Genomic DNA, 10,844 nt, shown 5'->3' on the forward strand with positions numbered 1-10,844 from the left:
TTTACTCAACCTACTTTTGGACGGACGGATTTTGCGGCGGAACTAAATTTTAATAAGATCGTGTTCCTTTACAATAAGGAAATTTTGAACAACCATAAAATTTACCGCGTCTACCATTTCTTAAAATCATTTTTGCTCCGCATCGTGGGCAGATTTTATTGCTCGTTACCGTTGTAACTCTTTTTGTCGTTCCCATAACCCTGTACGATGAACTATGTCCCTTACAATACTTACAGAACCTACCATATTTGGTAAGCAATGAGGAATCCCTGAAATCATTGGCAGTTCTTATCTCTTTGCATTTGGAGCACTCTTTCATATCCCCATTTTGCAAGCCCTCAATCGTCTCATGAATATGATTTATTCTGCTATGTCTGCTCACTCCGTTTTTGATCAGATTTCCAATTCTCTCATTGAGCGTTGCAACGGGATCATCACCGACATTGAATTTATTGATTCGTAAAAACTTATAACCGTAACTTTCTAGAACCTTTTCTCGATAAACATGAGCTTCGGTGTGATAATCCTCATAATTAAACTCATTTATCTCGTCAATGTTTGTAAAGTGTTCCCTAAATCCGTCATATTCAATGATTATTTTGTGTTCTTTATGGCCTTCATCTTTATAAACTAGAAGGAAATCAACTATGTAGTTTGGGTGGTTATAAGTTTTTTCTAACTGCTTCAAGTACTTCCCTAATTCAAATTGGGGGATAAATTCAATGTCGTCTTTGTGCTTCTTCCAAAAGTCGGTTTTGTAAAACCAATCCATGACTTTTGGCTCCATCTTTGATTTCACATCGGTTTCGCTGATACTCCGTTCTTTCCTCGCTTCGGCAAGCACAAAGTAGTAATGTCGCAACGCTTCTCCGATTGAGCCATTATATTTTTCAATTGGCTTGCTCAACACAAAGTACATACACTCTTTAGCGCGACTCAACCCAACATTTAATCTTTGGGCTTTTATTTTTCCATCCTCTTCAATATCAACATTGCTCAAATCTTTAATAAACACGCCCCAAAGATGGTCGTCTTCTTCAGTGGCAACCAACGAGTAATAAATAATGTCTCTTTCCTCGCCCTGACAAGTGTCAAAAGTCATTATTTTCAGATTCAATTTGTCGTAGAAATAATCCTTTTCGAGTAACTTGCTAATCATCTCTACAAGAAGTTTCTGCTGATTGGTGTGCGGGGTGATTATTCCAACGCTTGAATTACTATCAGCCTTTTTTAGCCTTTGTAATTCCGAGATAATAAATTCCGCTTCAAGAGAATTGGTATTTTGGGTTAATTCTTTTTTACCATCATGCTTGATAAAGGAGAAACGCAAAACTTCATCAATTGCTTTTCCTCTTATTTTCATCACCTGCAAGCTGTCTTGATAAAAGTACTTATTTGAATAGGAGATAATCTCTTTATAACCCCTGAAGTGTTTGAGGAGTTGAGTATTGTAGTTAGTGATGAAAGAGCAAAACTCAAGAATAGATGTTTTGATGTTGAATTTACCAAGCTTAACCATATTGGTTTCCTCATCAGAAACACACTCAAGGAAAGTAGCTTTAAGATCGTTAAGATATTCTCTATTTGTTTCAGTGCGCGCCTGTGCCGACTTGACGTTGCTGAACTGTTTCTTATCACCAAGAATGAGAACTTTCTTGGCCCGTAATAATGCCGGAAATGCCTGAGCGATGCTAACCTGCGACGCCTCATCAATGATTACCAAATCAAATATCTCCGGCTCTAGCGGGATGTACTCTGCATAATCCCGTATACCAGCTAAAATACACGGAAATGCCTCTTTCAGTTTTAGAAATTTATCTCTCGGAAATCTTCGTTTTTGTCTGATAATGTCTCGCAACGCTGTGGCCGTTGTGCGGTTATTATCGTAGAAGTCAATCAACCTGTTATCCAAAAGATGGGTCATTTGAGCCGTTACTAACTCCTCTATACTTCGTTTTTGTCCCGCATAATTTAGTGGTGGAATATCTGCAAAATTCTTTTTTATTTTGTGTTGAAGTCCCAAGTATCTAATAAGTTTTGAGTATTCGAGATCGCCTACCTTCAAAAGCTCATTATCAATAAATGTGCTGATATTCGTTTCATCTATTTTTGTTTGCTTAGAAAATTTTGGATAACGATTGAGTAGAGAAACAATATAGGTTAAGTCTTCAAAACTGTCCGTAATAATCTCCAAGAAACTAGAGTATTCTTTCAAAGATTCTATTTCCGCTAAGAAATTATCGTCGTTTAGAAATTTCTCTATACCATCAACGCTTGTCTTATAGTTTTTGTTGCTAATCGCTTTATATTTGGTGAAAACAGAAACGGCACTCCCTGCGATCTCAAGCTTCCTTAGTTCCTCAATATCTTTTGGAGCGAATGATTTATACCAATCAGTTTTTTGAAGTTGAGCGATTGCAGATTGATATTTATTTGTCGAAGTAAATAAGGCCTTGAATTTTTCTTGAAGCTCGCTGTCTTTGATAAGAGTGGTAAGGGATTCGATCAAATCAATCGTTCTGATAGTTGTGGGAAGGTCTTTTTTATAGTCAAAAATTTGTTCGGCAACCAGTTTAATCTCTTTCAATTTCTCGGTTAGTTTTTGAGGGGCGTTCAATTCTTCCGCTTTGAATGTCTTTTTAAATTTTGCGTTTAGTTCCTCAACCTGCTTGCCACGGAACAGATAGCCAAGGATAGGGAGTTTTAAACTCTCGTATTGTTCTATGAACCATTGAATTTGCTTGTAATTAAAATCAGAAAAAGTTGCTGATATTGATAATTCTGACAATCTCGGTCCAAAAGTTGAATTGAGATTTTCTATACAATTTTTTATGAAAAACAAAACTTTCAACAAACTATCTACGTCTGCGAATTGTCTCGGCTTTTCAGTGCCGAGTAAGTTATATATAGTATCGTGTGAAGAAAGTTCGTTTCTGTAATTTTCAATTTCTAAAAACGACTCACCGCTCAAAGTGAAATCGGTTTTATCTTTATGTAAGCGAGTCGCTTTGTCCCGAATATCAGCAACTTGAAAATATTTATCATAGTCGGTTTGAAATTTTTTCAAGAGAGATAATGCCGACTTTATGTTATTAATAAGTAACTCTGACGGTTTTGCTTTGGGGTCAAAATCATAATCATAATCTTTCAATTTTACTTTCAAATCTACAAGAATAGATCGTAGTTCTTCTAACTCGCCTGCTGATTCCGGATTCTTTATCGCCTCATCAATATCAAGCGGAAACCCCTTTTCTTCAAAATAAGTTTCGAGGTCAATCAACTCGTGAATTTCTTTAAGATCAATTTCTCCGTAGGCCAAAATCTCCGCTTGTAAATCTTCTTTAAGAGTATTTCCAACTTTTTCAATATCTGACTCAAGCGCGTCATGATTTTTCTTTACTGCCCGCAGATTGGTTCTGATATTCTCAATTGCTGTTGTTGCCAAAATTTTACTGTAAGTACTCCCTGTTTTGCCAAGCCGTAAAATTGGATTTTGGAAATTCTTATCATACCGTACTGTGTTTAGTGTTTCGGTTATCTTATCCTCAACAACATCAAGAGCTTCTTTTTTATCAGAAAGAACCAAGACGGATTGATCCTTCAAAATATGATCAAAGGCAATCGCGGTAATTGTATGACTTTTTCCTGTCCCCGGAGGTCCCTCTACGATGATATATTTACAATCGTCTTTTTTGATGGCTGACAAAATTTGACGTTGCTCACTATTGAGCGGAATTGGACTGTTGAAAACAAGGCGTTCGCTTGTTTCGGTTTCGTCCCACTCATCGTCTATAACTTTTTTGAAGGACTTGGGCTCGCTATAAATGAAATCATCAATGAGTTGATTAAATGCTCCCGCCAAAATACTATCTCCAGAGGCAAGAAGTTTTAGAATTTCTTCATAGTCATTAACCAACGCCTCGTCCGACTTATCAAACAGGGCAATATAGCGGGCGTTTGACGCTCTCACCCAAAGACTTTTTGCAATTTGGTGCTCTGTGTCTGTTATGCTAATTTTCTTATCAAGTTTAAAAAAGTTGGTAATCTCATTCATTATCTCGCCAACCAATTCTCCAAAATTTTCTTTATATTGGGCAAGATAAATTATTCGATCCGTTATGCTTTGTAGATTTCCGTGATGATTAGTTTCTTTGTTATATTCTTGTGTAATATATTCAAGTGCTTTCTTGTTTATATAAACTTGCGAATCAAATTCGACGGTCAGTGCGTCGCTCTGTTTGCTGACAGAAAACGGGATATAGAAAATTGGGTATTTAGCATTGTTGAAAGTTATATCGCAAAAGTAAAGATAAAATTCTTGCTTATCTAAAATCGTCCTATTTCTTTCCATCTCGTATATTTCGGCAAATAGATCGCCGACTTGGAAATTCTCGAAGAAAGAAACAATACTTGATTTAACATCTTTGACTTCAAAAACTTCTTTTACTTGCTTTGCAACATCAACTTCTGTCTTCGCCAAAATCAGTTTTACAATTTCAGAAATTTTGTTTTCTAATGGCGCTACAAGAACAGCGGTTAGTTCTTCTTCCATGAGATAGATACTGTTTTCATCGCCTAAATTCAAATTTTCCAGCGACTTTTCAAGGTTGCTGATAAACGGCAATACGAGTTCGGCTTTGATTACTTTTTCTGTTACTTCAAGAGAGGTCGTAAGAGCTTGATCATATTCTTTTAGGTGAGGTGCAGTCGATTTTTCTATTTCCTCGGCTAACTTATCAATTATTTCCGAAATTTGCTTGGGCTTGATTTTGCCTAATTGTAGCCCAATAAGACCAAGGAGATTTTTAGGGATATTTGTTCTATAAACTCCCGCTTGAATGGTATTCAAAACATTAAAATCGAAGCCGCGAGTAACGGCTTTCCATGCGAGCGTATTGAAAGATGGGTATTTGTTAAGATTAAGACCAATGAGCAAATTTGAACTATTGCGTAATTGGATGCTTCTTTTTGGGTTCCGCCGTTTATGGAAATCTGTTTCCAAGAAATCCATAAAATACTTGGCAACTTCTTTGATAAAAGCCAAGCCGTTATTTTGATTTTGTTCCGTTTTGTTACCTATTTTGTTTGCCATATAGCTACTTTATTAATCATCAATATTAGCACTATTATGTCAAATCATGAATCTGACCTACTTGAGGAACCATTGCTTCCACCCCTAGATCGTTTTTGATTTTACCAGCTAGCACTGAAGCCGGGCCTTCTTCGCCTTGGACCACAAAAACTTTTTTAACACCTTTAATAGCACTTACCCATTTTAAAAGACCAATTTGGTCGGCGTGGGCCGAGTAACCGCCGATAGCTTTAACTTCGGCGCGCACTGGAATAACCTCGCCAAACATTTTTACTTCTTGCGCACCATCCAAAAGGCGCCGACCCAAGGTATTTTGAGTTTGATAACCGATTATCAAAAGTGTGGATTTGGGATCGGGTAAATATCGGCGTTCGTGATGCAATATTCGCCCGCCTTCCGACATACCCGAACCCGCTATTACAATTTTTGGCGGCAAAACTTCGTTTATGGCTTTAGAAGACTCTGTGGTTAAAGAAAACTGTAAGCCCGGGAAATTAAAAAGATCATCGCCCGACTTTATTAAATAACCAGCCTCTTTATTAAAATAATCCGGATATTTTTGATATATGGCCGTGGCTTTTATAGCTAAGGGGCTGTCTATAAAAATCGGCATTCTTTTTATTCGGCCGGATTCCACTAGATCATTTAATTCAAAAAGCAATTCCTGCGTTCTTTCTAAAGCAAAGGCTGGAATCATTAACGTGCCGCCATTTTTTACTACAGATTCAATTATAGCTTTTAATTTTTCTTTTCTGCGCGAACGATCTTCATGAGTTCTATCGCCATAGGCCGATTCCACTAAAACATAATCGGCTTCGGTTATAATTTCTGTGTTTTTTAAAAGCGGGGTGGGCGAATTGCCTAAGTCGCCCGAAAAAACAATTTTAGTTTTTCGGGACGTCCCGAGCGTAGTCGAGGGATTACTTTCATTTAGATAAAATTCTATTATAGATGAGCCTAAAATGTGGCCGGCGTCTCTAAAAAAAGCTTTAATATTTTTATTTACCTTAACCTCTTCGCCGTAAGAACGCCCATGCGTTAATTTCCAAATTTCTATAAGATCATTTTCGTCAAATAATGGTTCTAAACCAGTTTCTTCGGCTTCTCTTTTTAACAAATGCAGGGAATCGTCCAAGTTAACGCGGGCCAAATCCAAGGTGGCATGCGTAGCAAAAATTTTCCCCCTAAAACCTTCTTTGTAAAGTTTGGGTATGCGCCCCACATGATCTAAATGCGCGTGGGTTATAAAAACAGCATCTATGGTTGAAGGATCGTAAGCAAATTTTTCGTAGTTTTCTTTTTCAGCCATTCGGCCGCCTTGCTGTAAACCGCAGTCAATTAAAACTCTGGTGTCGCCACATTCCAATAAATAATTTGCGCCAGTAACCACACCGGCCCCGCCGTAGAAATATAATTTCATGAAATTTCTAATTACTAATACCTAATTTCTAATCAAATCCTAATAACCAATGACAAAATTATTTAGACATTCAGACATTAGAAATTAATTAGATATTAGTAATTGGATATTAGATATTTTCTAAAGTTGCCCACTTCTTCCTCACTATATTCGGCCACTCCGCATGTGATTTCTGCCAATCCTTAAGCCATTTTATTGTTACAGGATCCGAAGGATAGCCCGAACCAAAATCACCATACGTCTTTTTTAAAATTTTAACATATTTTTCACGTTCCGACTTAGCCAAAATAGAAGCCGCCGCTACGGCAATATTAGAGCTATCCATTTTATTAGCGCCGATTATTTTATGATCTTGATTCAAACAGAGCGAGCTAATATTTTTGCAATAGTTTTTAATACCAGTTCCAGACACAGGCGCGTCCAGATAAACCCTGTGGGGCAAAAAATGATTTATGAGTTTAGCCGAAAATTTAATTTCTAAGTCATTTATGGAATATTTATCTATATCGGCTGGGCTAATTTTAATAACTTTATAACCGTGGGCTATTTTTTTAATTTCTTTTGCTATCTCTTCCCTTTTTTTAGCCACCAGTAATTTTGAGTCTGTAACGCCAAGATCGTTTAATTTATCTATTAAATGATCTTCTTCGGAAATTAAAAAACCGCCCAAAAAAAGCGGACCAATAACACAACCCTTACCAGCTTCGTCTATGCCTAAAACTAAATCGTGCATGAATGGATTATAGCGCAAAGAATTAAATCAGCCCCGACGATGTTACGTCGGGGCTGAAAGGTGTTGATATTAGTGCTGGGTTTCGCCTAGCCGATAGTCGGGTAGAAGACCAATACGCCTCATGGCGTAGTGCATCTCCCGATCGCTGGCATCGCGAATCGTGTGACCCGCCACCGAGTGACGGATATCTTCGCCGTCTCTGCGAATGGCTTCCATGACTCTGACTTGAATCTGATCGCCTTCCATATGCCCCTCCGCATATGAAATGTTTGGAATCCTTTCCGTAGGATTTATAAGAGCCTCCCGCTCTTATGGTTTTGATCTAGTTGGTAATATACGCAACGGTCACAATCACCACCCATGAGAGAATGGATCCGATGCCGACCCCTCTAAAAATGGGGCCGGGTTTTTCTGGGTATTCGGCGCTTCCGCCATCGTATCCCATGAAAAGGCCCATCTTTGTGAATAACGGGGTCAAATAGGCCTTTCCCGATTCTTCTCGCAGATAAAACGAGATGATCAGGATAGAAACCAACATCACCCCAGCACCAATCAAAGTCGGTGCAATGAAGGGCGTGATTGACCCTACGGCGATGGCGGTAACCATCACAATCCAGAATTTCAAGCTTTTCAATGTATCCATAAAACCCTCCCAGGGATTAAAGGTGCTGTCTATTTACTGAATATGCCCATTATACACTATTTATATAACCTGTCAAGTGAACGCGCGCAGTCAATAAAAAACAACCTTTTTGCGGTCGCATTTACTAAAAAGCTAATAGCTAGAAGCTAAAAGCTATCTATGTATGACGATCCGCCACCACAAAAGCTCCGTAAGACATCGGCTTGGTTTTTACTTCGTAGCCATTGCCCCTAACCATACCTACCACCTCTTTTATCATTTCGCGCGTAGCGCCGTTTTCACCCACATCTACGTGGATTTCGAAATTAAAATTATCTAGCAAGTTTTCTTTTTTTAAAGATTCAAAAAGGTTTTTATAAACCACCTCGGCCACGCTTAAAGATTTTAAAGTTTCAGTATAAATTCTCTCACGCAAGGTTTTAAAATTTTTGTGTTCTTGGCGCGCCCAAAAATATCGCCCACCCGCGCCCACCCGCCGTACCACAATGGCCGTCACAAAATCCGTGCGATCTATATAGACTTGAGAATCTGTACCCACTATAACTTGATATTTATGCTTAGCGCTTTCGCGAAGATAATCGTAAACATCGCGAATCACATCGGCTACCAGCATTACGCCCTTGGATGGGCTGTGAAATTTGTTATCAATCATACTTTGCCAATATAGCGAATTCTATCTGATATGGCTAGCCCACGGAAGGACCGCCCTTCCTAGAAGGGCGGTCCTTCCTCTTAAAATCCTTAAAACAAGCTTGGAATTTTATGTTCTGCGTTTATAACTTTAGCATCTAAAATCCTATGGACTTTAAAATAGCGCTTATCCTGGCGGGTATGGCAATAAGCCTCTATGGTATCTTTTTTTATAGAATAAATTTCTATGTTTCTTTTCTTGCGGGCTTCTTCGCCATCTTCCGCTTTCATAGAAACATAATCTATCTCTACCAACTTTTTATTTTTAAAAGCGTCAGCTAAAACCGCCTGTATATCTTTTTTTTCTTTGGCGGTGCTCCAGCTAGCCGGCACGGTTTGTAAGCCACTTACGCGCGATTCAAATAAAACCGAACCGTGGTTTAGGCCATATTCGTAAATATCTTTAGTTAATTTAACATCCTGCAGACAATATTTTTTAATTTGGTCTATTTTACCTTCCTTGTACCACTGCAAAGCTTCTAAACCATGCCCAGATTTTTGCTCGCCCAGCGTTGCGCTGGCTAAAGCACCTAAACCCGGCCTATAACCTAAAACCGCTTCTAGTTTTTCCATTAGATCCAAAGTAGGCATTTCGGCTAAAACTAAATTTTTAAAATATGCCTGCAAAACTTGGTAATCAAAATGCTTGGTATTAAAACCAATTATTAAACCGGCATCGGCCATTACTTTTTCGAGTTCGGAGAGATCCTTTTCTTCGTAAGCTTTGTAGGTATCGTCGGCGTAAGTGTAAACACCAACTACAGAAATTCCTAACAAATGAACATTCCTAAAACCACCAACTTCGGCAAGTTCCTTTTGAGTTTCTACATCAAAAACCAATCTTTTATCTTGTGGCATTAAAAGATATTACCATTTTAAAAAGCTTTGATACAAGATCAAAGCTAATTAAAAAATAAAATATTAAATATAAAAATTACAGTTCAAAATTAAAAATAATTTTTACTTTTTCATTTTTAATTTTTAATTTTTTTATACCCCAACCAAATCAACATTGCGAGCGCCAGGCCTAAAACTATAAATCGTAAGTATTCATTCATATCCGACCAATACCTTATTGTTCCAACTACTAGTGAGAGTAAGCCACCACCTAAAAAGCCATTAGCTACAGCAGATGCGTTTATAACCAAGAACCCAAGACCAAGCGAAATAAGGCCCAAAATAACAAGAACTATAAAGACATTGCGATTGTAAACATCGCGGACAGTATCGTAACTTTCTTTACATTTAGCTGTAGAATCACACCAGCTAGTTTCGCCCGATTGAGGTTGAGGTTTTACAAACATTACTCGCCCGTCGTAATTAACTTGATTGCTCTCATACCACTGCCCGCCCACCGCTTCACACGAAGCTTTTTCGGTATAAACTTTTTGAGTTAATTCGACCGAACAGAAATTTTCAAACTTGGGTTCTTTATAAAAAGTAAAAACTCCGTAATTAAAAAATAGATTCAACACCACCACAATCGCCAGCGCCAAAATTATTTCTTTTATTTTCATGTTCTTATTTTTAAAATTTAAATCTTGAGATGAATCAGATCTTAGTCTATTTAATTTTCTTCCATGCCTAACAAACCAATAGATAAAAACCACCAATTACGCCTTAAAAATCTACTAAACGAATAAATCATTTTTGGTTCATATTATTTAACACCACAAGTGTTTATAAATTTCCTTCTCGTCTAAACGACAAACACCAACCAAGAACTTTTCAACAAAGTCTCTTAACATATGTTTGTTTACTGGAGAATGGCGTGGAATAGTGAAAGCGGTGCCTGTAGCTATGTGTATCAATTTAGTATGCTTGGCACTTTCAAAACGTATTTCAAAACCTCCAAGTTTTTTAATTGCGCTAAAAACATCTTCGGGAGTACATGCGGCTAACTTGGGTTTACTTCCCTTGGGCTTAGCCATATGTATTTTACAAACAAGCCATTTCTTTCCTAAGAGTTAACGTTGTTTCACTGCCTCCCTTTGCATCTAACTGCTTCCCCATTGAAACAAGTTTATTAAACATTTCTTCTTTACGGAGATGTTTATTAGAAAGAGGAACATAAAAACCAAGATTCTTTCTAAACTTTTCCGGTACTTCAAAATGGGTAAATATGGCATCGTTTATCATTACAACCAGTTCGGTAGCATTAGTAGCTTGAGTATAACAGTTAGAAAGTTTGCCATCTGGCGTAGATATTTTAGCCCAAAGCCCTTCATCCGTATTTTCCACATTAACAACTACACGAACAGGCAAA

10 protein-coding genes are annotated in these 10,844 nt (G+C 37.7%); all 10 read right to left on the reverse strand.

Annotated elements, in window-relative coordinates; translation table 11 throughout:
* Positions 1-49: 49 nt before the first annotated feature.
* Positions 50-5,092, reverse strand: coding sequence for an AAA domain-containing protein (locus Q8Q95_02520; GenBank protein ID MDP3764472.1), 5,043 nt, complete (start codon positions 5,090-5,092; stop codon positions 50-52).
* A 34-nt stretch (positions 5,093-5,126) separates the two neighbouring features.
* On the reverse strand, positions 5,127-6,512 hold the full coding sequence (locus tag Q8Q95_02525; GenBank protein ID MDP3764473.1) for an MBL fold metallo-hydrolase: 1,386 nt from the start codon (positions 6,510-6,512) through the stop codon (positions 5,127-5,129).
* A 109-nt stretch (positions 6,513-6,621) separates the two neighbouring features.
* Positions 6,622-7,245, reverse strand: coding sequence for a ribonuclease HII (gene rnhB, locus Q8Q95_02530; GenBank protein ID MDP3764474.1), 624 nt, complete (start codon positions 7,243-7,245; stop codon positions 6,622-6,624).
* Positions 7,246-7,314: 69 nt separating this feature from the next.
* Positions 7,315-7,491, reverse strand: a complete 177-nt coding sequence (locus tag Q8Q95_02535; protein MDP3764475.1) for a hypothetical protein — start codon at positions 7,489-7,491, stop codon at positions 7,315-7,317.
* Positions 7,492-7,567: 76 nt separating this feature from the next.
* Positions 7,568-7,888, reverse strand: a complete 321-nt coding sequence (locus Q8Q95_02540) for a hypothetical protein (GenBank protein ID MDP3764476.1) — start codon at positions 7,886-7,888, stop codon at positions 7,568-7,570.
* 157 nt (positions 7,889-8,045) lie between these two features.
* Positions 8,046-8,540, reverse strand: coding sequence for a ribonuclease H-like YkuK family protein (locus Q8Q95_02545; protein ID MDP3764477.1), 495 nt, complete (start codon positions 8,538-8,540; stop codon positions 8,046-8,048).
* 89 nt (positions 8,541-8,629) lie between these two features.
* The gene (locus Q8Q95_02550; protein ID MDP3764478.1) at positions 8,630-9,436 is read right to left on the reverse strand and encodes a ribonuclease H-like domain-containing protein; all 807 of its coding nucleotides are present in this window, start codon (positions 9,434-9,436) and stop codon (positions 8,630-8,632) included.
* A 116-nt stretch (positions 9,437-9,552) separates the two neighbouring features.
* Complete coding sequence (locus tag Q8Q95_02555; GenBank protein ID MDP3764479.1) at positions 9,553-10,095, reverse strand: hypothetical protein; 543 nt, start codon at positions 10,093-10,095, stop codon at positions 9,553-9,555.
* A gap of 147 nt (positions 10,096-10,242) precedes the next feature.
* Positions 10,243-10,509: a hypothetical protein gene (locus Q8Q95_02560; GenBank protein ID MDP3764480.1), complete on the reverse strand. Its 267-nt coding sequence runs from the start codon at positions 10,507-10,509 to the stop codon at positions 10,243-10,245.
* Between the two features lie 7 nt (positions 10,510-10,516).
* Positions 10,517-10,844, reverse strand: a 328-nt coding sequence (locus Q8Q95_02565; protein MDP3764481.1) for a hypothetical protein, incomplete at its 5' end; no start/stop codon positions are given.

Source organism: bacterium, assembly GCA_030697795.1.
GTDB lineage: Bacteria > Patescibacteriota > Minisyncoccia > JACQLN01 > JACQLN01 > JACQLN01.

Excerpts from the sequence above, each read along its gene's own strand:
- Q8Q95_02545 (MDP3764477.1), bottom strand. The coding sequence starts at position 8,540 with ATGATTGATAACAAATTTCACAGCCCATCCAAGGGCGTAATGCTGGTA.
- Q8Q95_02520 (MDP3764472.1), bottom strand. The coding sequence starts at position 5,092 with ATGGCAAACAAAATAGGTAACAAAACGGAACAAAATCAAAATAACGGC.
- Q8Q95_02560 (MDP3764480.1), bottom strand. The coding sequence starts at position 10,509 with ATGGCTAAGCCCAAGGGAAGTAAACCCAAGTTAGCCGCATGTACTCCC.
- Q8Q95_02525 (MDP3764473.1), bottom strand. The coding sequence starts at position 6,512 with ATGAAATTATATTTCTACGGCGGGGCCGGTGTGGTTACTGGCGCAAAT.
- Q8Q95_02540 (MDP3764476.1), bottom strand. The coding sequence starts at position 7,888 with ATGGATACATTGAAAAGCTTGAAATTCTGGATTGTGATGGTTACCGCC.
- Q8Q95_02550 (MDP3764478.1), bottom strand. The coding sequence starts at position 9,436 with ATGCCACAAGATAAAAGATTGGTTTTTGATGTAGAAACTCAAAAGGAA.
- Q8Q95_02555 (MDP3764479.1), bottom strand. The coding sequence starts at position 10,095 with ATGAAAATAAAAGAAATAATTTTGGCGCTGGCGATTGTGGTGGTGTTG.
- Q8Q95_02535 (MDP3764475.1), bottom strand. The coding sequence starts at position 7,491 with ATGGAAGGCGATCAGATTCAAGTCAGAGTCATGGAAGCCATTCGCAGA.
- rnhB (MDP3764474.1), bottom strand. The coding sequence starts at position 7,245 with ATGCACGATTTAGTTTTAGGCATAGACGAAGCTGGTAAGGGTTGTGTT.